This is a genomic window from Bradyrhizobium huanghuaihaiense (genome assembly GCF_025200885.1).
GTDB lineage: Bacteria > Pseudomonadota > Alphaproteobacteria > Rhizobiales > Xanthobacteraceae > Bradyrhizobium > Bradyrhizobium huanghuaihaiense.
This window is the reverse complement of record NZ_CP104172.1, coordinates 2001052-2020709: the sequence shown is the minus strand read 5'-3', so window position 1 is coordinate 2020709 and position 19658 is coordinate 2001052. Positions and strand designations below refer to the sequence as shown.

The following is a 19658-nucleotide window of genomic DNA, read 5'->3' as shown; positions in this document are numbered from 1 at the left end:
GGGGAAATTACGCCGCCCGCACCTTGGCGAGGAAGCCATCCACCGCGTTGCGCAGCGCGCCGGATTGGCTGTCCAGCTCGCGGGCGTTGGTCAGCACGTCGCCGGCCGCCGCTCCGGTCGCTTCCGCGGCAGAGGTGACGCTGCCGATATTGGCGTTGATCTCGCTCGAGCCGGCGGCGACCGACTGGATGTTGCGGGCGATCTCGCGGGTCGCCTCGCCCTGCTGCTCGATCGAGGCGGAAATGCCCGCCGTGATCTCGCTCATCTCGGCGATGGTCTGGGTGATGCCGCCGATCGCCGCGACCGCATCGCTGGTCGAGGTCTGCATCGCCGCGACCTGGGCCGAGATTTCCTCGGTGGCCTTGGCGGTCTGGTTGGCGAGCGCCTTGACCTCGGAGGCGACGACCGCGAAGCCACGGCCGGACTCGCCGGCACGCGCCGCCTCGATGGTGGCGTTGAGCGCGAGCAGATTGGTCTGCGCCGCGATCGAGTGAATGAGCTTGACCACCTCGCCGATCTTCTCGGCGCCGGTGGAGAGTTCCTGCACCGTGGCGTTGGTACGCTCGGCGTCGCTGACGGCGCGGCTCGCGACTTCGGTCGAGCGCGTCACCTGGCGGGAGATTTCCGCAACCGAGCTCGACAGCTCTTCGGCCGCCGCAGCAACCGTGCCGACGTTGCCGGAGGCCTTCGACGAAGCGGCACCAACCGTTGCAGCACGCGAGGAGGCGTCGCTGGCGGTCGCGGTCATCGACTGCGCCGTGCTCTGCATGCCGGCTGCGGCCGAGGAGACCGAGCGGACGATGCCGTTGACGCTGCGCTCGAAGTCGCTGGCGATCTCTTCCATCGCGCTGCGACGTTCCGCCGCGGCGCGTTCCTTGGCATCCGCCTCGGTCTTCTCGAGGTCGCGGATGCGGACCGCGTTGTCCTTGAAGATCTGGACGGTCGCGGCCATCGCGCCGACCTCGTCGCCGCGACCAACGCCGGGAATCTCACCCTCGAGCTTGCCGTCGGCGAGATCCTTCATGCGCGTGCCGAGCAGCGCCAGCGGACGGCTGATGCTGCGGCCGATCATCCAGGCGACGCTGCCGGCGACGATGACGATGCCGAGCATGGCGAGGCCGAGCAGCCAGTAGACCGGACCCATCTTCTCGTCGATGTCCTCGAGATAGGCGCCGGTGCCGAGATACATCTCGAAGCCGGGGACGGCGACCGCGTAGCCGAGCTTGCGGATCGGCTTCTCCTGGCCGGGCTTCATGTATTCGTAGAAGAGCAGGAGTTCACCGTTGGCCTTGACGCCGTCCATGATCTCGCGGGACAGCTTGCGGCCGTTCGTCTCCACATCCATGCGGTTCTGGCCGATCACCTTCGGATCGGGCGCAAGCTGCGTGATGCCGTCATAGCTGGTGCCGAACAGATAGCCGGAGCCCTTGTCGTAAGTCATCGCGTTGCCGTAGCGGCGCAGTTCCGCAAACGCGGCGTCCTTGGTCATCTCGCCGGCATTGACCCGCTTCATCAGCGTCGCGGCGTAGTTGCGGGCCAGCTCGACGATCGCCTTGGTCTGGTCGATGCGCGCATTCACCATCTCGCGCTTCATCAGGTAGCCGGCGAGAACTCCGGAGATGCACAGGCCGAACAAGGTGACGCCGACAAGGATGCCAAGCTTGGGGGCGATCTTCAGATTGCTCAACTTCACGGGATAGCTCCGGCAAAAAAGGGATACGGGCACGCGAGTGAATCGATCGAAATTGAGTCAACCTTTAGTGTGAGACCCCTTAGCAAGTTACTTACGCGCCTCCGTAGAAGCCCCGACAATGCCGGCAAAACCGGCAATATTCATCGCTCGGGACAACCGGCAATTGTACGCACCCGCCTCGATTTCGCGTAAAAGACGCAAAGGCCCGGGAGAAGGCCGGGTCACAACAAGAAACCAAATCGGGAGCAGGAAATGCCGAAATACAGGGTGGTGACGCCAAAGGGCGCGAGCTTCACGGTCGCGGGCAGCGATTATTCCTTTGAGCGCGAGGCGCTCGATCCGATCGATGCCGAGATCGTCGAAGCCCCCGCGAGCGAGGCCGAGTTCATCGCCGCCGCCAAGGATGCCGATGCCATCTATGCCAAGGGCATCCCGATCACCAAGACCATCATCGACAGCCTGCAGAGCTGCAAGGTCATCACGCTCGGCTCGGTCGGCGTGGACAGCGTCGACGTGAAGGCCGCCACCGCCCGCGGAATTCCCGTCACCAACATTCCCGATACTTTCATCGAGGAGGTCGCCGACCACGCCATGATGCTGCTGCTCGCCGGCTTCCGCCGCCTGGTCGAGCAGGACCGCATGGCGCGCGACGGCCGCTGGGCCGAGGGCCGGCCGGCGCTGCTCAAGATCCCGAGGCTGATGGGCCAGACGCTCGGCTTCATCTCGTTCGGCCGCGTCGCGCGCGCGGTTGCGAAACGCGCGGCGCCCTTCGGCCTGCGCATGATGGCCTACGATCCCTTCATCCAGGAAACGCTGATGTACGACCACGGCGTGATCCCTGCGACACTGGGCGAGGTGCTGTCGCAATCCGACTTCGTCTCGATGCACGCACCCGCGCGGCCCGAGGTGCACCACATGCTGACCGAGAAGCACTTTCGGCAGATGAAGAAAGGCTCGATCTTCATCAACACCGGGCGCGGCGCCACGGTGGACGAGGAGAGCCTGATCAAGGCGCTGCAGGAGGGGTGGATCGCGCACGCCGCCCTCGACGTGCTGGAGAAGGAACCGCCCTCGCACAACAATCCGCTGCTCGGCATGGAGAACGTGACCCTGACCGCCCATGTCGCCTCGGCCTCGGCACGGTTCGACGAGGCGCGCAAGCGCCGCGTGGGCTACGAATTGTCACTGGTGCTTCAGGGCATGTGGCCGGTAAGCTGCGTCAATCCGTCGGTGCTGCAGAACACCGCGCTCCGCCGCTGGCAGCCCGTCAGCATGGACCGCGGACCGAACAGCTAGGCGGCCGGCGCAACAAGCGCCGAAGACCGAAACGGCCCTTCACCGGCGATCAACGCCGGGAAGGGAACACATAGGGAGGTACTGATGAGGAGCGACATCACACGTCGTGATGCCTTGGCGCTGGGCCTGTCCGCTGCAACGCTCGCGGCCACCGGTGCTGCAGCGCAAACATCCAATATCAAAGCGGCCGATGTCACGGCCCCCAAGTTCGACATCGAGAAGGGCGCATCGCTGCGCATGCTGCGCCCGGTACGCTTCGTCCAGGCCGACGAGGACGTGTTCCGCGCCAATGCGGCCAAGTTCACCAAGGACACCGGGGTCGAGGTCAAGGTCGACTTCGTCGGCTGGGAAGACATCAACCAGCAGACCGCGGTGACCTCGAATTCCGGCGCCGGCCCCGACATCATCATCGGCTTCTCCGACGCGCCTCACATCTACATCGACAAGCTGATCGAGCTCACCGACGTCGCCGACTATCTCGGCAAGCGCTATGGCGGCTGGCTGCCACTGGCGCAACGCTACGGCAAGAAGAACAAGAGCGAGGCCTGGATCGGACTGCCGTTCGGCGCCACTGCGGGTCCCCTGATCTACCGCAAATCGGCCCTGCAATCGGTCGGCTTCGACAAGGTGCCGGAAGATCATGCCGGAATTCTCGACCTGTGCCGCAAGCTGCACAAGGCCGGCAAGCCGGCCGGTTTCGCACTCGGCAACGCCAAGGGCGACGGCAACGGCTTCGCCAACTGGGCGCTGTGGTCGCACAACGCCTCGCTGCTCGACGAGGAAGGCAACGTCATCATCAACAGCAAGGAGACGATCGCCGCCCTGAACTGGGTCAAGGAGGTATACCCGACCTTCATCGCCGGCACGCCGTCATGGAACGACGTCAGCAACAACCGCGCCTATTCCTCGCAAGAGATCTTCCTGACCGCCAACGGCGTCTCGCTGTATTTCTCACTGAAGAACGACCCGGCGACGAAGGCGATTGCCGAGGATAGCGAGCATCAGCTGCTGCCCAAGGGTCTCGCCAAGGTCTCGCCGATGGCGGGCCTGACGCTGAACGCCATGGTGTTCAAGCACAGCCCGTACCCCAACGCCGCAAAGGCCTTCCTGCAATACATGCTGGAGAAGGACCAGTACGAGCCGTGGCTCAATGCCAACTCGGGCTACTGGTCGCAGCCGCTGGCCGCCTATGCCGAGGCCGCCGTGTGGTCGCAGGATCCCAAGGTGAGGCTGTTCAAGGACACGATGAACAGCACCTACTATGACGGCTACAAGGGCCCGATCTCGACCGCGACCGGCGCGGTCAGCGCCGATTATGTGCTGATTCAGATGTGCGCGTCCGTCGCCACCGGCGCTGCCACGCCGGAAGCCGCGGCTTCGGAAGCCGAGCAGCGCTGCAAGCGGTACTTCCGGCGGCAGAGATAGAGACCGTCATTGCGAGCGAAGCGAAGCAATCCAGTCCGTCCCCGCAGTAACAGCCTGGATTGCTTCGTCGCTTCGCTCCTCGCAATGACGACGTGGTGAAAGCTTAGAACAGGACAACGCCCTAATGTCCGTGACGACCCTCTCTTCCCCCGCGCTGGCGCAGCGGCAGCCGAACTGGATCGTGCGGCTGTTCGACTACAAGCCCTTCCTGATCGTGATGTGCCTTGCACCGGCGCTCGGGCTGCTCGCCGTCTTCCTCACCTACCCGCTCGGCCTCGGCGTCTGGCTCGCCTTCACCGACACCACGATCGGGCGGCGCGGCATCTTCGTCGGCCTCGAGAATTTCCAGTATCTGCTGACCGATCCCTTGTGGTGGAACGCGGTGTTCTACAGCGTGTTCTACACGGGGATCGCGACCTTCGGGAAGTTCGCGCTCGGCTTCTGGCTCGCGCTGCTGCTCAACAACCATTTCCCGTTCAAGAGCGTGCTGCGCGCCATCGTGCTGTTGCCCTGGATCGTGCCGACGGTGCTCTCGGCGCTGGCGTTCTGGTGGATCTACGATCCGCAGTTCTCGATCATCTCGTACCTCCTGGTCGACGTGCTGCACTGGAAGTCGAGCAATATCGACTTCCTCGGCTCGCCCTGGCCGGCGCGCTTCTCGCTGATCGCCGCCAATATCTGGCGCGGCATTCCCTTCGTCGCGATCTCGCTGCTGGCGGGCCTGCAGACCATCTCGCCCTCGCTCTACGAGGCCGCGATGCTCGACGGCGCCAGCGCCTGGCAGCGTTTCCGCTACATCACCTTTCCGATGATGATGCCGATCCTCGCCATCGTCATGACGTTCTCGATCATCTTCACCTTCACCGACTTCCAGCTCGTCTATGCCATCACCCGTGGCGGTCCGGTGAACTCGACCCACCTCTTGGCGACGCTGGCGTTCCAGCGCGGCATCGCCGGCGGCGAGCTCGGCGAAGGCGCCGCGATCGCGGTGTCGATGATCCCGTTCCTGGTGTTCGCGACGCTGTTCTCCTATTTCGGCCTGGCGCGCCGCAAATGGCAGCAGGGAGAGGCCAATGACTGACACCGTCGCGCAAGGCGCCACCGTCGCCAAAGCCGCACCCGACACCATGGCCTGGGATTCCGGGCTGCGGCGGCTGATGATGATCTATCTGCCGCTCGGCTGCTTCGTGCTGATCCTGCTGTTCCCGTTCTACTGGATGGCGATCACCTCGTTCAAGCCGAACGCGGAGCTGATGAACTACCGGGATAACAACCCGTTCTGGATCTCCTCGCCGACGCTCGCCCATATCAAGCATCTGCTGTTCAACACCGCCTATCCGCACTGGCTGAAGACGACGATGCTGGTCGCGATCGGCTCGACCACGCTGTCGTTGATCGCAAGCACGCTGGCGGCCTATGCGATCGAACGCCTGCGTTTCCGCGGCAGTCCCTATGTCGGCCTCGGCATTTATCTGGCCTATCTCGTGCCGCCCTCGATCCTGTTCATTCCGCTCGCCACCGTCGTGGTGCAGTTCGGCCTGTTCGACTCGCCGCTTGCCCTGATCCTGGTCTATCCGACCTTTCTGGTGCCGTTCTGCACCTGGCTCCTGATCGGCTATTTCAAGTCGATCCCCTACGAGCTCGAGGAATGCGCGCTGGTCGATGGCGCCACGCGCCTCCAGATCCTGCGCCGGATCACGCTGCCGCTGGCGGTGCCCGGCCTGATCTCGGCCGGCATCTTCTCCTTCACGCTGTCCTGGAACGAGTTCATCTACGCGCTCGCCTTCATCCAGAGCGGCGCCAACAAGACCGTGCCGGTCGCGATCCTGACCGAGCTCGTCACCGGCGACGTCTACCAATGGGGTGCGCTGATGGCGGGCTCGCTGCTCGGCTCGCTGCCGGTCGCGATCTTCTACTCGCTGTTCGTGGACTACTATGTGTCGTCCCTGACAGGTGCGGTAAAGGAGTAATCTGCAGGCAGCTTTACAGGTGACGATCGCGTGCATAGGCTCCAGAACATTGCTTTTTCATTTTCTGGAGCATTTGACATGAAGACATTGGCGCTGATCGTGGCCGCTGTTCTGCTGCTCGCCCCTGCATCCAGCGTGCAGGCTCAAACCGGAAGCTCGACTGCAACCAAGAAGAACACCAAGCAGCCGCAGACGAAAAACCTTCCCCGATGCAGCCGCGCCATGCAGATGTCCGGCAAGCCGTGCTACGGCGGCTAACGCCCAGCGCCAGGTGCGACAAGGCTGCGGAGCATCACGCCGGAGCGTTGCGCCTGCGGCCTTTCGCCCGGCTTCACAAAACTGCAACACGCGATCCGCATAAGGCGTCGTCCGCCAAAAGGAGACGCACATGCGCGCGACTTTTCTCAGCACCGTCGCAACGATCATTCTCACCGCGAGCACCGCGCTCGCCCAGAACGAGGGCGAATTTCCGGCCAAGCTCGCCGGCCACGTGGTGATGCCGGCCGCCACCTTCATCGACGCGCCGGCCGATGCGCCCGCCGATCTCAAGACCTCCGGCAAGTACACCACGGGAAAACGCGTCGACGCGCTCGGCACCGTCATGGGCAAGTCCTATGAGCGTCCGACCGGCGTGTCGCTGCCGTTCAAGGGCCAGCCGCTGCAGGGCCATTCCGGCATCAAGCATATGCCCGACGGCAGCTACTGGGTGATCACCGACAACGGCATGGGCGCACGCGCCAACTCGCCGGATTCGATGCTGTACCTGAACCGCTACAAGATGGACTGGGCCAACGGCAAGATCGAGCGCCAGGAGACCATCTTCCTGCACGACCCCGACAAGAAGGTCCCGTTCCGCATCGTGCATGAGGACACCCAGAAGCGCTACCTCACCGGCTCTGACTTCGACACCGAGGGCTTCCAGATCATCGGCGACACCTTCTGGATCGGCGACGAGTTCGGCCCCTACATCCTGAAGGCGGACAAGACCGGAAAAATCCTCGGCGTGTTCGAGACGGTTGCCGACGGCAAGCCGGTGCGCTCGCCGGACAACTGGGCCGTCGCGACGCCGGGCGCGCCCGGCGCGACCTACACCAACGTCAACCTCCGCCGCTCCAAGGGCTATGAGGGCTTCGCCGCGTCGAAGGACGGCAAGTTCATCTACGGCCTGCTCGAGGGGCCGCTGTGGGATGCCGATAAGAAGGACTGGGAGAAGGTCGACGGCAAGGAAGCCTCGCGCATTCTGGAATTCGACGTCGCCGCCGAGAAGTTCACCGGCCGCTACTGGCAGTATGTGTTCGAGCAGAACGGCAACGCCATCGGCGACTTCAACATGATCGATCAGGCCTCCGGCCTCATCATCGAGCGCGACAACGGCGAAGGCACCGCCGACAAGGCCTGCCCGCAAGGCCAGCGCGGCGAGAACTGCTTCCCCGACATCGCCAAGTTCAAGCGCGTCTACAAGATCGAGCTCTCCGACGCCAATGTCGGCAAGCCCGTGCGCAAGATCGGCTATATCGACCTGATGAAGATAAAGGATCCCGACAAGAAGGCAAGGAAGCCGCTGAATGACGGCGTCTACACCTTCCCGTTCTTCACCATCGAGAACGTCGATCGCGTCGACGACACCCACATCATCGTCGGCAACGACAACAATCTGCCGTTCTCCTCCAGCCGCGATCCCAACAAGGCCGATGACGACGAGTTCATGCTGCTCGAAGTCGCGGACTTCCTGAAGGCGAAGTAAGGCGACGCTCTCTCCTCTCCCGCCTCGCGCGGGAGAGGAGCCCGGTCACCTCCCGAAGATCACCGGGATGTTGATCGGGACCGTCGCATAGGTGATCTCGGGCGGCATTGCTGGAAATGGTTGCGCCTGACGCATCATTGCCGCGGCCTGGGCGTCGAGCGCCGCAACGCCCGACGATCCGCTGACGCGGCTGGACAGCACCTGGCCGCCGCGGCCGAGCGTGAAGCTCAGCCCGACGACACCTTTCTGACCATTGGCACTTGCCGGATACTGGTGGAAGCGCATCAGGTGCGCACGGACGCGCTGGTAATAGGTCGCCATCGCGGAAGCGACCGCGCCCGCACTCACGGCGGAGGCCAGCGGGGCCTGGCGTTCCGCACGCGGCGGCGCGCTGGTACGGGGAGCGGGCGGCGCCTCCGACGGCTTCCGGGCGTCGGGGCGCACCACCCTGGGCTTTACCGGCGCCGGCTTCTCCACGGGCTCAATTTTCGCAGGCTCAGGCTTGGGCGGACTTGGCTCGAGCTTCTGCTCCGGCGGCGCAACCACATCCGGCTTTTCCTGCGGCGGTGTCGGTGCAAGCATCTGTTCGACCGCCTGCTGCTGCACCAGCTCGGGCGGCGACGCATCCGCCTGCTCCATCACCGGTCCCGGCGCGATATCCAGCGGCGTCGATTGCGGCGCCGACGTCTCCGGCGTCATGTCGACGAGGATCGCCGGCATGTTGACGCCCTGGTCCGGCACCTGCTTCAGCCAATTCATCGCAAGCAGTGCGACGGCAAGATGCAACGCCACGATCACCATCGCCGATACGCCCCAGCGCGCGGTTTCGCGTTCGCCGGGCGGTTCGTGCAAGGCAAAGGCGTTCGCGGCCATCAGCTGCGTCCGTCGAGGCCGACCAGAGCGACCTTGAGATAGCCGGCATTGCGCAAGGTGTTCATCACCTCCATCAGGTCGCCATAGCTCACGGCCTTGTCGGCGCGGAGATAAATGCGCTCGTCCTTGCGGCCCCTGGTTGCGGCGTCGAGTGCGTTGACGAGACCATCGCGGGTCATTCTGTCCTCGCCGACGGCAACGGTGAGATCCGGCTTCACCGTCACGAAGGTCGGCTTGTCCGGCCGCGGCTGCGGCTCGGCCGCGGTCGCGGGCAGCTCGACGCCGATGTCGACGGTGGCGAGTGGAGCTGCCACCATGAAGATGATGAGCAGCACGAGCATCACGTCGATGAACGGCGTGACGTTGATCTCATGGGTGACGTCGAGATCACCGGGGTCGCCGCGCTTGAGTGGCGAACGTGCGCCGAGCTTCGCAGCCATGGCCTACTCCGCCGCCCGCGCCAGGCGGAACTCCCTGTGGTCGCGCTGGCGGCTGACCAGCAGCATGAGTTGCGCCGAGGCGTCGCCCAGCAGCGCGCGGTAATTGGCGATGCCGCGGACAAGATGGTTGTAGATCACCACCGCCGGGATCGCGGCGACGAGGCCGAGTGCGGTGGCGAGAAGCGCTTCCGCGATGCCGGGCGCGACCACGGCAAGGCTCGTGGTGTGGCTCTCGGAGATGCCGATGAAGGCGTTCATGATGCCCCAGACCGTGCCGAACAGGCCGACGAAGGGCGCGGTGGCGCCAATGGTCGCGAGCACGCCGGTGCCGCGCGCGATCTGCCGCGACATCGCCGCCTCGACGCGCTCCAGCCGCAGCGCCACGCGTTCCTGAAGGCCGTCGTCGATGATGCCGCCGGAGAGCTCCGCTTCCTTCGCGCATGACTGGATGAGCTGGGCGACGGCATCGTGCGCATCTCCGGTCCGCTCCGCTGCCTCAGCGAGCTTCATCCTGCCTTCGAGCGCGCGCGTGCGCGCTACGGCGAGCGTGCTCTTGCGGCGCAGCTCGATGGTCTTGGCGAGCCACACTGTCCACGTCACCAGCGAGGCGACGGCGAGCCCGACCATCACCGTCTTCACGACGATGTCGGCACCGAGAAACATGCCCCAGGGCGACAGATTGCGCGGCAGCAACGCCTCGTCGATGGCGAAGGCCGGCGCCGGCGCGAGCGTCATCGCGGTTGTTAGGATCACGTGCCGAAGTCTGGACCTGCTTTGCATCCTGATCTCCCGACAAAAACAGAAGCTACGCCGCGATCCGATCTGCGAGCTGACGGAACCGCTCCAGTTGGTCGCTGCGCAGCGCGCGGGTCTCGTCGCGGCCGACGAACACCTTGAACATGATGCCGCCGTCGGCATTGACGAAGGCGATGAAGGCGGACGTCTTGCCCATGAAGGGCCGCTCGACGAGAGCGACGGCCGCGCAACGCTCGTGGCGGAGATGACCGTGCAATCCCTTGGGCTGCATCAGGTTGAAATAGCCGCGGCCGATCTCGCCCGCGGGAATTGCGCCCGTGAACTCGAAGATCGCGTCATCCGTGTGGACGATCAGCGTCACCTCGCCCCATTCCACGATGTCCTGCATGGCGGCGGCGAAATGCTCGCCGCTGCCGATGCGCACCATGGACGGCGGCAGCGCCTCGATCACCGCACGCGGTGCGACCTTGCGCTCGCGCGCAACGTCCTCAATCACCGCGCCGGGATTGTCGGCCATGTATGCCTTGAGATCGGCGAGATCGGTGCTCAGCATGTCCGGCTTCCTTCCGTGATCGGCCGCGATCTCAAGCGGCTGCGCTCGCCTTGCGCTCGGTCATGATGACCTCGAACCCTTCGAACCTGGGGTGGCCGAGATAGAGGCTTTCTCCGGTCTTGTTGTCGGCGCGCGCATGCGCGCGGCGGAATTCCTCCGAACGCGTCCAGGCCTCGAAGGCCGCCTTGTCGACCCACACCGTGTGCGAGGAATACAGCGTGTGGTCCTCGGCGACCGGACCCTTCAGCAGATGAAATTCGACGAAGCCGGCCATGCTGCCGAGATAGGATTCGCGGGTGCGCCAGACGGTCTCGAACGCGGCCTCCGAGCCGAGCTTCACCTGGAAACGATTCATGGCGATGAACATAAAGGTCTCTCCTTGTTATCAAGACGAACGGGTTATCAAGACGAAAACGCACTGAGGCCGCGCTGGAGCATCAGCGCGGCCCGGCGGAAGTTCATGGTGTTGCGGCGCCTTCCGGCTTACGCACCTCCGAAGTGGATCTTCATGCCGGCCTTGTAGACCCTGCCCGGTCCCGGGCTCGTCCACAGCACGTCGTTCTGTGAGGTGCCGTCGGTCGAGCTGCCGGGAATGGCGTAAGGCCGGTAGTACTGGTTCAGGAGATTGTCGATCGACGCCGAGAACACGATGTCCTTGGTCGCGTTGTAGGTCAGGTACAGATTGACCAGCTCGTACCCGGTCGCCGGCAGATAGCCAGCGGGCACGTCGTTGTTGGGACCGAACGAGGCCCACTGCGCCGACAGGATCAGCGTGCGATCGAGCAGGCGGACACCGCCGGTCGTGACCACCTTGCGCGGGGTGATGGTCGCGAGCCCGACATTGGTGACTGCATTCTTGCCCTGGATGTAGTGGCCGGCGACCCCGACGAACCAGTTGCCGGCATCGTACATCGTCTCCGCCTCGAAGCCCTGGATGCGGGCCTGCGCGATGTTCTGATACTGGTAGTACTGCGCGAACGAGCCGACGCCCGGGAACGTCACGAATCCGAACGAGACGAGGTCGATGTAGTCGCTGACGTCGTTGCGGAACAGGTTGATCTTGCCGCGGAAAGAGTCGGAAGCGGTGAAGATGTTGTCGTACTTCAGATTGAAGCCGACTTCCTTGTTCTTGCCGACCTCGGGGCGGAGGTTCGGGTTGGGCAGGAAGCAGAACAGGCCGACGGTGCCGTCGGGACAGGGGAAGAGAGCCGGTCCGCCACCGGTCGCGTGAGCGCCGGAGATCACGGTCTCGGTGATCGACGGGGCACGATAGCCTTCGGCATAGCTCACATAAGGCTGGAAGCCCGGCACCGGCGTGACGCCGAGCGTGATCTTCGGCGAGAAGCGGTCGCCGCTGCCGTTGGTCTTGCCCGATTCCAGATCGTAGCGGTCGTAGCGAATCGCGCTCACTGCCTCGAACCAGGTGCTGTAGTTCTGCTTCAGCTGAAGGAAGCCGCCCGACACGGTGCGGATGCCGCTCGGCGTGGTGATGTTGGAGTTGCCGCGGCTGTCGGTCGTGATCACATCATCCTGGAAGGCATCGAAGCCCACGGTGAGTGCATTGCGCCAGTCGCCGACGTTGAAGCGCGTGGTGTTGTTCGCGTCGATGCCGTACGTGTTGAGGACATAGCCACGCTTGTCGCCGACACAGCCGGAGATGTTGTTGCCGAAATTGCCGGTGCCGCACAGGGCCGCGCCCGACGTCGAATAGTGATAGGTCTTGGTCTGGTCGTTGTCGACGCGATTGCCGTAGATCGACACGTGCGAGTCGAACAGATTGTCGCTCGGCAGCGAGTAGTTCCAGGTCACCGTTCCCGTGTAGTTCTTGGCGTCAGACGCATAGACCGACGAGCCCTGATACAGCGCGCGCTGTGCTGCGGTCGCGACCGGCCCTCTGTTGAACTGGCCGATATCGTATTGATAGTCTTGGAACACCGCGCCGAACTTGACCTCGTGACCGAGGGCGGGACGCACCGTGAGCTTCATCAGGCCGGCCTCGACCTGGTTGCCGGTGTTGCCGATCTCGGTGCCGTTGCCGTCCTTGTAATTGCCTTGCGTACGGTAGACCGCGCCGCCGAAGATATCGACGTCGGGCGTGGCGCGCACGCCGCCGAAGACCGAGCCGAGGCCGCGATTGTTGTTGGAGCCGTAGGAACCCGAGAGATCGACGCCCCAGCGCTCGCCGGGACGCAGCACGTCCTCGATGTCCTTGGTGCGGAACGAGACCAGGCCGCCGATCGCACCGGAGCCGTAGATGTTCGCGGTCGGGCCCCGCACCACGTCGACGCCGCCGATCAATTCAGGATCGAGGAAGAAGGAGCCGTTGGCGTTGTGACCGGTGCGCTGATAGTTCTGCCGCGCGCCGTCGACGACCACCGCGACGCGCCCGAACTCCTGCAAGCCGCGGATATTGATGACCGTCGCCGGATCGTCGCCGCGCTCCTGGAACGACACGCCGGGAATGGCGTAGAAGATATCCGACAGCCGGTTCGGCTGCAGCCCCTGGATCTTCTCGAGCGTCACGGTGCTGACCGGCGCGAGCGAGTCGATCGCACGCTCCTCGACCTTCGTTGCCGCAACCGTAATCGCGTCGAGCGTCTGAACGGGTGCAGCGCCACCGGCCTGCGCACGGGCGTTCAGGACTTCAGGCGTTGCTTGCTGTGCGGCTTGCGGCTTGGACGGCTTGCGCTTGGCCTGCTTCGGGGACACGTTTTCAGCCCGCGGCGATGCGGTCTGCGCAAAGCCGCTTGCCGGCAGCACTGCCGCAATTGAAACCACCGACGCGCCCAAAATCAGGACGCGCGAATACCTAGCCCCGTCAGCCATATCAGCCCCAGCCTGCACTTCACTTCAGTTTTGTTGTCGTAGTTTTGTTGTCGTCTGGCTGGCGTGCGCCGCACGGCGCGGCGACTGGCTGGCTGATTTCTCGAGGCGCGGATATCCGTCCGCCGCCGTATTTGGTTACGTGGCAACACTCTGACGGTCAATGACGCCGGGTTGCAGTTTATATCAATTGTAAATTGCCGCCGTTGGAATGCGCCTGATGCCGCCTATACAAGCAGGCAGCATCTGAATTTACGAAAGCGCATCACACCCAATATGTCGGCAACATCAGGAGACAATGGCGGCGATGCGGCAGGGCCGACACAAAGCCCTTCTGCGACAACGAGAACTCTCACCATGCGCGGAAGCCGGATCGACAGCCGCGAGCTGTTCGCGCATGAGCGCGAGATCATCATCGCACATGGCGAGGACAGCTATCGGCTTCGCCTGACCTCGCAGAACAAGCTGATCCTGACGAAGTAACCTGCAATGACATTTTGTCGCACCCTTGCAAACTTCATGCTCACTGGCACCCTCGCGCTTGCGTCCAGCGTGCACGCCGCAGGCATCACGGTGCATGACGCGCGCAATCGCGACGTCACTGTCGCCGACTTCGCGCGCACGGTCTCGATCGGCGGCGCCATCACCGAGATCCTCTATGCGCTCGGTCTGGAAAGCCGGCTGGTCGGCGTCGACACCACGAGCCTCTATCCAGCGGCAGCGCTGCACGACAAACCCAATGTCGGCTACATGCGCCAGATCTCGGCCGAGGGCGTGCTCGGCCTCAATCCGACGCTGATCCTCGCGATCCAGGGATCGGGCCCGCGCGAGACCATGGACATTCTGGAGACGGCGAAGGTGCCGCTGGTGCTGGTGCCCGAGAGCTTCTCCGAGGAAGGATTGATCGAGAAGATCAAGCTCGTCGGCCACGCCATGGGCGTCGATGCGCGCGCCGAGTGTCTCAGCGCCGCGGTCGGTGCCGATCTCAAACAGCTTCGCGCGCTGCGCGCCAAAGTGGCGAAGCCGGTGCGCGTGATGTTCGTGATGTCGCTCCAGAACGGGCGGGCGATGGTCGCCGGCCACAAGACCGCGGCGGACGAGATCATCCAGCTCGCAGGCGCCGCCAACGCGGTCGACGATTACGACGGCTACAAGGTGATCGGCGACGAGGCGATCGTGGCCGCAAAGCCTGAATTCGTGCTGTCGATCGAGCGCGGCAAGGATTCGCTGCAGGCCGATGCAGTCTATGCGCATCCCGGCTTTGCGCTGACGCCGGTCGCCGCCAACAAAAGCTTCATCACGATGGATGGGCTCTATCTGCTCGGCTTCGGGCCACGCACGGCCGCGGCGGCGCGCGATCTCTCGGTCAAGCTCTATCCGGCCCTGGCCGATGGCGACGCATTCGCGTCGGCCCTGTCGGCGGCGAATTGCCGGCAATGAGCGTGGCGGTCGGGACCGAGGCACGGAGCCTGCGACGACGTGCAGGACGACGGTCCGCATCGTTCGCGATCCCTCTTCTGCTTGCGGTGCTGTTCGCCACCGCCATGGTCGCCCTGACGGTCGGAGCCGCCGGCATTCCGCTCTCCAGGCTGCCTGCGGCACTCGGCTTTGCAGGCAACACGACCGCCGATGCCATGACCGCGCGTGACCAGCTCGTGCTGTGGTCGATCCGCATCCCCCGCATCGCCGCGACCGCGATGGTCGGCGGGCTGCTGGCGGCGGCCGGCGCGATCATGCAGGGGCTGTTCCGCAATCCGCTCGCCGATCCCGCCCTGGTCGGTGTCTCCAGCGGCGGCGCGCTCGCCGCCGCGAGCGCGATCGTGTTCACGGATTCACGCTTCGGCGAGGCGCTGCGCTTCCTGCAGACCGAGCTGCTGCCGCTCGCCGCCTTCGCGGGATCGCTGGCGACGACCGCCATTCTCTACGGCATCTCCAGCCGCTCGGGGCGGACCTCGATCGCGATCTTCCTGCTTGCGGGCGTCGCCATCACCGCGATCGCCAACGCGGGCATCGGACTTCTGGTGTTCATCGCCGATGACCGCCAGCTGCGCGACATCACGTTCTGGATGCTCGGCTCGATGAGCGGCGCGACCTGGACCAAGGCGGCCGTGCTCGCGCCGGTTCTCGTCATCGGGCTCGGAGCCTGCGCCTTCATCGCGCGCGACCTCGATTTGCTGGTGCTCGGCGAAGCGGATGCCTTTCACGGCGGGGTCGACGTCGAGCGTCTCAAGCGGATCTCGATCGTCATGGTCTCCGCCATGACCGGCGTTGCCGTGTCGATCAGCGGCGTGATCGGTTTCGTCGGCATCGTGGTGCCGCATCTGCTGCGCCTCCTCATCGGACCTGCGCATCGGCTGCTGCTGCCCGCCTCGATACTGCTTGGCGCGATCCTGATGGTCGGCGCCGACACGCTGGCGCGCACTATCGTGGCACCGGCGGAGATGCCGATCGGAATCCTGACCGCGGCAGTGGGCGCACCGGTCTTCCTCGGCATCCTGCTGCGGCAGCGCGGGCTCGCTGCGCTATGAGCGCGGTGATCGAGGCACGCGGCCTGGTCAAGCGCGCCGGCCGCACGACGTTGCTCGACGGCGTCGGCCTGACGGTTGCGGCCGGCGAGATGGTCGCCATCATCGGCCCCAACGGCGCCGGCAAGTCGACACTGCTGCGGCTACTCTCCGGCGACCTCCGCCCGAGCGAGGGCGAGGTGCGGCTGAAACAGCGCGACATAGGCAGCTACACGCCGCGCGAGCTTGCCGCGCGCCGTGCGATGCTGTCCCAGCACATCAACGTCACCTTCCCCTTCACGGTCGAGGAGATCGTCCTGATGGGCGCGGGCGAGCGCAGCCCGCGTGACACCGGCCCGCTCGTCGACGTCGCCCTGGACGAGGTGGGCCTTTCGCATTTCCGCGAGCGGCAATTGCCGACGCTGTCGGGCGGCGAGCAGCAGCGCGCCCATTTCGCCCGTGTGCTGGTGCAACTCGCCTGCGGCGAGGCCGAGCATGGACCGGGACTTCTGCTGCTGGACGAGCCGACCTCGAGCCTCGACCTGCGCCACCAGATCGACCTCGTCGAAGCCTCGCGCCGCCGCGCTGCCAGCGGCACCGCCGTGATCGCGATCCTGCACGACCTCAATCTCGCGATCCGCTTCGCCGACCGGCTGGTCGTGCTGAGCGGCGGCAGGCTCGCCGCCGACGGCCCGCGCGCCGAGGTCGTCACGCGCGCGAGGATTCGCGACATTTTCGAGATCGACGCCGTCGTCCATCAGGCCGACGGCGTGCCGTATGTGCTGCCGCAGTCGATGCGAGCGGCACCCCGGTGAAGGTGCGCTCCCTCCCCCGCAAGCGGGGGAGGGTTGGGGAGAGGGTGTCTCCACAACGGGACAATCCCCTAGAGGAGAGAGCCCTCACCCCAGCCCTCTCCCGCAAGCGGGAGAGGGAGCGCACTTCCTTCGCGGCTAGCGTCCTACCCCGCCGGCACGATCACCATGCTCTTGTCCTTCGGCCAGCGGATGCGCCAGGCGAAGTTGATGTCCTTGACTTCGCCCGGCTTGGCGTCGAACGACCATTCCAGCACGCCGCGCCTGTCGCGGATGTTGCTCGCGGTCGGCGCGGTGGTCGAGGGCAGCATCTCGACGACGATGTCCTCGTTCTCGCTGACCGGCAGCTGATCCTCGATCGCGACCTTGATCGGGAAGTCGTGACCGTTGCGGATCGTGGTCTTGAATGAACGCTCGTCGGTCTTCGACGTCGTAACGAGCAAGCCCGCCGAACCTTCGTTGCGCTTGAGCACGGCGCGTTCGATCTTGATCTTGTCGTCGGCGCCGAAACCGAGCCGCACGATGTCGTCCTTGGCCGAGGCAGAAATCTTGCCGCGGCCGACGAAGACGCCGTCGCGATAGATCGCGACCTTGCCCGGCAGCAGGGTCGCCTCGTCGGTCTGCTTGAAGCTGGCTTCGAGGAAGGCGGTCGGATCCATCACCGGCGCGGCGCGCACCGCGAGATCGGCGGGCACGCTCATCGACGCGATGCGCAGGCTCTTGGCCCCTTCGGCGGCGCCGAGGCTGACGCGGCCGGGAATCTTGAAGGTGGCCTGGAAGTCGCCGATCTCGGCGACGGCCTGCTGCTCGTCGGCGCGCTCGCGCAGCTCACCCGCCTCGGCGACTTTTGCCGAAAGATGGGGTTGCATCTGACGTGCGACCGGGGCGGGCCGCGCCAGATCCGAGGCCGTACCGAGCGCCATCGGCTTCGGCACTTGCGGATATTGCGCCATCAGCGAACCCAGTTCGGGCGCGCTGCCGCCGCGGCTGATGCGGACCGTGGAGACGCCCAGCGTCACGTTCGACCAGTCCTCGCCGGTCGATTGCGTGATCTCGGCGCGGCGGACCAGCTCCAGCTGCGGCTTGCGGTCCTTGGCGCCGGTGTCGAGCCGGGCGTCATAGAGCGGTAGCCAGCGCGCATTGCGCACATTGTAAGTGACCCGCAACGTCGCCTTGGTCGCGGCTGTCGCGGCGATGTCCATGCGGACCTCGAGCTTGCTCGGCGGCTTGGCCTTGCGCTCGACATCGAGCTGGGCGATCTGCCGGTCGATCTCGCGCATCTTGCGCGTGGCGTCACGGATTGTGGTATCGGCGCTCGCAATTTCGTCGCCGACTGCGGTAAAGGCCGTACGCCATTCGGCGATCGGCCGCGCCTCGCCCTTCTCGCCGATGCCGACGGGGGCGGCTTCCGCAAAATGCTCCGCAAACTTGCGCCGTGCGTTGGCCGAGTCGATTGCGCCCTGCAGATCGGCGCGCTGGTCGTTCAGCGCCTCGATCCGCTTGTCCAGCTCGGGCAGATTGACCGGCGCCGCGCGCGGCGGCCGCGCGTCGATCGTGCCGATGGTGAGCTTTACGCCCCCCTCCCCCTCGACGCGGATGGAGGACGCATCGAGACCGAGCGGGAAGTCCTTGGCCACCAGCGTCGAGTCACCGGACGGCAAATCGACCGTGATGACGCGGGTGACGGTGGCGCCATCAGGGTAAACCGTGACGGTGTCGATCGCCGAATTGGCGTCGAGATCGGCGGCCCATGACGGCGACGCAACTGCCATGGTCACCAGAACAAGGCTCGTCGTTGCCAAACATCTTGCGGTGATGCGCATCAAGTCCCTCCTGCCGTATCGCCGCGCTGCCAGCCGGACGCGCGATCAAAATGCCTCGCCAACATGGTTGGACGCGGCAGCGAAGGAACCGGTTCGATTGGGGTTTCCGTGGGGCGCCGCTGCGGCAGCACCAAGGCCGCGGAACGTGTCATCGCCCCGCGACGGCGGCCGTCAGACCTGGGCGGGCGAGCCCTGGCCGAAGATGCGGCGAAGCAGATCGGTCACGTTCTTGGCGCCGGCCTTTTTCAGGATGCTGGCGCGGTAGCCTTCGACCGTCCGGGCGCTCAGGTGCATGCGCCGGGCGATCTCCTTGTTGGTGAGACCGGCGGCAAGATGCTCGAGCACGTCGCCTTCGCGCCCGGTCAGGGGCTCGCAGCCGGGCAACCAGCGCTGCCGGCTCGAACCGGGCTGCGCGACCTCGTCGATGGCGGCATCGATCCGGCCAACGATGTCGTGGGTGCGGAACGGCTTTTCGATGAAGTCGGTCGCGCCGCTCTTGATCGCATCGACCGCCATGGCGATGCTGCCGTTCGCCGAGGTCACCAGGACCGGCGCCATGCAGTTCTCCTCGCGCAGCCGCTTCAGCACGTCGAGCGCAGAGCGATCCGGCGGCATCTCCAGCAGCACGCAGGCCGGCATCCGCGCCTTGGCTTCCGAGAGCAGGGACGCCCCGTCGGCAAAGCAGATCACGTCATAGGCGCTCTGTTGGAGCGCGATGGAAAGTTGTTCGCGGGAGGCGGCGTCAGTTTCAATGACGAATACCTCACCCTTGGAAAGCATGTTCCCCGGCATAGTCCCGATCCAGCAATGTCTTGGTCAAATGGTCCGAGACGGCCGGGGGCCCCGTCGCGCCCGCCGTCATACGCACGGCATTCACGCCCGTGCTTCGGTTTCCCTTATGTATGTTCCGTCCTGTTCCGGGATTTGACGGATGGGGACAGAAACT

19 protein-coding genes are annotated in these 19658 nt (G+C 65.1%); 10 read left to right on the top strand and 9 right to left on the bottom strand.

Annotated elements, in window-relative coordinates; translation table 11 throughout:
- Positions 1–7 precede the first annotated feature (7 nt).
- Positions 8–1693 carry a methyl-accepting chemotaxis protein gene (locus N2603_RS09550; RefSeq protein WP_018641505.1) on the bottom strand — a complete coding sequence of 562 codons (1686 nt, stop codon included), beginning with the start codon at positions 1691–1693 and terminating at the stop codon, positions 8–10.
- A gap of 252 nt (positions 1694–1945) precedes the next feature.
- Here N2603_RS09550 and N2603_RS09545 point away from each other — a divergent pair, with 252 nt between their 5' ends.
- The 6 genes from N2603_RS09545 (at position 1946) to N2603_RS09520 (ending at position 8128) form a co-directional block, all read left to right on the top strand.
- Positions 1946–2989 carry a C-terminal binding protein gene (locus tag N2603_RS09545; protein WP_260388525.1) on the top strand — a complete coding sequence of 348 codons (1044 nt, stop codon included), beginning with the start codon at positions 1946–1948 and terminating at the stop codon, positions 2987–2989.
- Positions 2990–3073: 84 nt separating this feature from the next.
- The gene (locus N2603_RS09540; protein ID WP_260388524.1) at positions 3074–4414 is read left to right on the top strand and encodes an ABC transporter substrate-binding protein; all 1341 of its coding nucleotides are present in this window, start codon (positions 3074–3076) and stop codon (positions 4412–4414) included.
- Between the two features lie 124 nt (positions 4415–4538).
- Positions 4539–5495: a carbohydrate ABC transporter permease gene (locus tag N2603_RS09535; RefSeq protein ID WP_260388523.1), complete on the top strand. Its 957-nt coding sequence runs from the start codon at positions 4539–4541 to the stop codon at positions 5493–5495.
- Positions 5488–6384, top strand: a complete 897-nt coding sequence (locus N2603_RS09530) for a carbohydrate ABC transporter permease (RefSeq protein ID WP_260388522.1) — start codon at positions 5488–5490, stop codon at positions 6382–6384. Before N2603_RS09535 ends, N2603_RS09530 begins: the two co-directional genes overlap by 8 nt.
- 78 nt (positions 6385–6462) lie before the next feature.
- Positions 6463–6642, top strand: a complete 180-nt coding sequence (locus N2603_RS09525) for a hypothetical protein (protein ID WP_260388521.1) — start codon at positions 6463–6465, stop codon at positions 6640–6642.
- 130 nt (positions 6643–6772) lie between these two features.
- Complete coding sequence (locus tag N2603_RS09520) at positions 6773–8128, top strand: esterase-like activity of phytase family protein (protein WP_260388520.1); 1356 nt, start codon at positions 6773–6775, stop codon at positions 8126–8128.
- 45 nt (positions 8129–8173) lie between these two features.
- Here the strand turns inward: N2603_RS09520 and N2603_RS09515 are convergent, their stop codons facing one another.
- The 6 genes from N2603_RS09515 to N2603_RS09490 form a co-directional block, all read right to left on the bottom strand.
- Positions 8174–9001, bottom strand: coding sequence for a TonB family protein (locus tag N2603_RS09515; RefSeq protein WP_260388519.1), 828 nt, complete (start codon positions 8999–9001; stop codon positions 8174–8176).
- Complete coding sequence (gene exbD, locus N2603_RS09510; protein ID WP_018641515.1) at positions 9001–9441, bottom strand: TonB system transport protein ExbD; 441 nt, start codon at positions 9439–9441, stop codon at positions 9001–9003. Before exbD ends, N2603_RS09515 begins: the two co-directional genes overlap by 1 nt.
- Before the next feature lie 3 nt (positions 9442–9444).
- A complete protein-coding gene (gene exbB, locus N2603_RS09505; RefSeq protein WP_260388518.1) occupies positions 9445–10221 on the bottom strand; it encodes a tonB-system energizer ExbB in 777 nt (258 codons plus the stop codon).
- A 25-nt stretch (positions 10222–10246) separates the two neighbouring features.
- A complete protein-coding gene (gene hutX, locus N2603_RS09500; RefSeq protein ID WP_260388517.1) occupies positions 10247–10750 on the bottom strand; it encodes a heme utilization cystosolic carrier protein HutX in 504 nt (167 codons plus the stop codon).
- A 31-nt stretch (positions 10751–10781) separates the two neighbouring features.
- Positions 10782–11117 (bottom strand): heme-degrading protein HmuQ, encoded by a 336-nt coding sequence (gene hmuQ / locus N2603_RS09495; protein ID WP_260388516.1) that lies wholly within the window; start codon positions 11115–11117, stop codon positions 10782–10784.
- Between the two features lie 116 nt (positions 11118–11233).
- Positions 11234–13576, bottom strand: coding sequence for a TonB-dependent hemoglobin/transferrin/lactoferrin family receptor (locus N2603_RS09490; protein ID WP_260388515.1), 2343 nt, complete (start codon positions 13574–13576; stop codon positions 11234–11236).
- A gap of 273 nt (positions 13577–13849) precedes the next feature.
- Between N2603_RS09490 and N2603_RS09485 the strand changes: the two genes are divergently transcribed.
- From N2603_RS09485 to N2603_RS09470, 4 genes are read left to right on the top strand one after another with little or no spacing between them, the layout of a single operon-like run.
- Complete coding sequence (locus N2603_RS09485) at positions 13850–14056, top strand: hemin uptake protein HemP (RefSeq protein ID WP_026311768.1); 207 nt, start codon at positions 13850–13852, stop codon at positions 14054–14056.
- A 6-nt stretch (positions 14057–14062) separates the two neighbouring features.
- Positions 14063–15013 (top strand): heme/hemin ABC transporter substrate-binding protein, encoded by a 951-nt coding sequence (locus N2603_RS09480; protein WP_260388514.1) that lies wholly within the window; start codon positions 14063–14065, stop codon positions 15011–15013.
- The gene (locus N2603_RS09475) at positions 15010–16101 is read left to right on the top strand and encodes a FecCD family ABC transporter permease (RefSeq protein WP_260388513.1); all 1092 of its coding nucleotides are present in this window, start codon (positions 15010–15012) and stop codon (positions 16099–16101) included. Before N2603_RS09480 ends, N2603_RS09475 begins: the two co-directional genes overlap by 4 nt.
- A complete protein-coding gene (locus N2603_RS09470) occupies positions 16098–16892 on the top strand; it encodes a heme ABC transporter ATP-binding protein (protein WP_260388512.1) in 795 nt (264 codons plus the stop codon). Before N2603_RS09475 ends, N2603_RS09470 begins: the two co-directional genes overlap by 4 nt.
- Positions 16893–17035: 143 nt before the next feature.
- Here N2603_RS09470 and N2603_RS09465 read toward each other — a convergent pair whose 3' ends face one another.
- Together N2603_RS09465 and N2603_RS09460 are read right to left on the bottom strand one after the other, a co-directional pair.
- Positions 17036–18712 carry a mucoidy inhibitor MuiA family protein gene (locus tag N2603_RS09465; RefSeq protein ID WP_260388511.1) on the bottom strand — a complete coding sequence of 559 codons (1677 nt, stop codon included), beginning with the start codon at positions 18710–18712 and terminating at the stop codon, positions 17036–17038.
- A 171-nt stretch (positions 18713–18883) separates the two neighbouring features.
- Positions 18884–19504, bottom strand: coding sequence for a response regulator transcription factor (locus N2603_RS09460; RefSeq protein WP_260388510.1), 621 nt, complete (start codon positions 19502–19504; stop codon positions 18884–18886).
- Positions 19505–19658 lie beyond the last annotated feature (154 nt).

Excerpts from the sequence above, each read along its gene's own strand:
- N2603_RS09545 (WP_260388525.1), top strand. The coding sequence starts at position 1,946 with ATGCCGAAATACAGGGTGGTGACGCCAAAGGGCGCGAGCTTCACGGTC.
- N2603_RS09540 (WP_260388524.1), top strand. The coding sequence starts at position 3,074 with ATGAGGAGCGACATCACACGTCGTGATGCCTTGGCGCTGGGCCTGTCC.
- N2603_RS09535 (WP_260388523.1), top strand. The coding sequence starts at position 4,539 with ATGTCCGTGACGACCCTCTCTTCCCCCGCGCTGGCGCAGCGGCAGCCG.
- N2603_RS09530 (WP_260388522.1), top strand. The coding sequence starts at position 5,488 with ATGACTGACACCGTCGCGCAAGGCGCCACCGTCGCCAAAGCCGCACCC.
- N2603_RS09525 (WP_260388521.1), top strand. The coding sequence starts at position 6,463 with ATGAAGACATTGGCGCTGATCGTGGCCGCTGTTCTGCTGCTCGCCCCT.
- N2603_RS09520 (WP_260388520.1), top strand. The coding sequence starts at position 6,773 with ATGCGCGCGACTTTTCTCAGCACCGTCGCAACGATCATTCTCACCGCG.
- N2603_RS09515 (WP_260388519.1), bottom strand. The coding sequence starts at position 9,001 with ATGGCCGCGAACGCCTTTGCCTTGCACGAACCGCCCGGCGAACGCGAA.
- exbD (WP_018641515.1), bottom strand. The coding sequence starts at position 9,441 with ATGGCTGCGAAGCTCGGCGCACGTTCGCCACTCAAGCGCGGCGACCCC.
- exbB (WP_260388518.1), bottom strand. The coding sequence starts at position 10,221 with ATGCAAAGCAGGTCCAGACTTCGGCACGTGATCCTAACAACCGCGATG.
- hutX (WP_260388517.1), bottom strand. The coding sequence starts at position 10,750 with ATGCTGAGCACCGATCTCGCCGATCTCAAGGCATACATGGCCGACAAT.
- hmuQ (WP_260388516.1), bottom strand. The coding sequence starts at position 11,117 with ATGTTCATCGCCATGAATCGTTTCCAGGTGAAGCTCGGCTCGGAGGCC.
- N2603_RS09490 (WP_260388515.1), bottom strand. The coding sequence starts at position 13,576 with ATGGCTGACGGGGCTAGGTATTCGCGCGTCCTGATTTTGGGCGCGTCG.
- N2603_RS09485 (WP_026311768.1), top strand. The coding sequence starts at position 13,850 with ATGTCGGCAACATCAGGAGACAATGGCGGCGATGCGGCAGGGCCGACA.
- N2603_RS09480 (WP_260388514.1), top strand. The coding sequence starts at position 14,063 with ATGACATTTTGTCGCACCCTTGCAAACTTCATGCTCACTGGCACCCTC.
- N2603_RS09475 (WP_260388513.1), top strand. The coding sequence starts at position 15,010 with ATGAGCGTGGCGGTCGGGACCGAGGCACGGAGCCTGCGACGACGTGCA.
- N2603_RS09470 (WP_260388512.1), top strand. The coding sequence starts at position 16,098 with ATGAGCGCGGTGATCGAGGCACGCGGCCTGGTCAAGCGCGCCGGCCGC.
- N2603_RS09465 (WP_260388511.1), bottom strand. The coding sequence starts at position 18,712 with ATGCGCATCACCGCAAGATGTTTGGCAACGACGAGCCTTGTTCTGGTG.
- N2603_RS09460 (WP_260388510.1), bottom strand. The coding sequence starts at position 19,504 with ATGCCGGGGAACATGCTTTCCAAGGGTGAGGTATTCGTCATTGAAACT.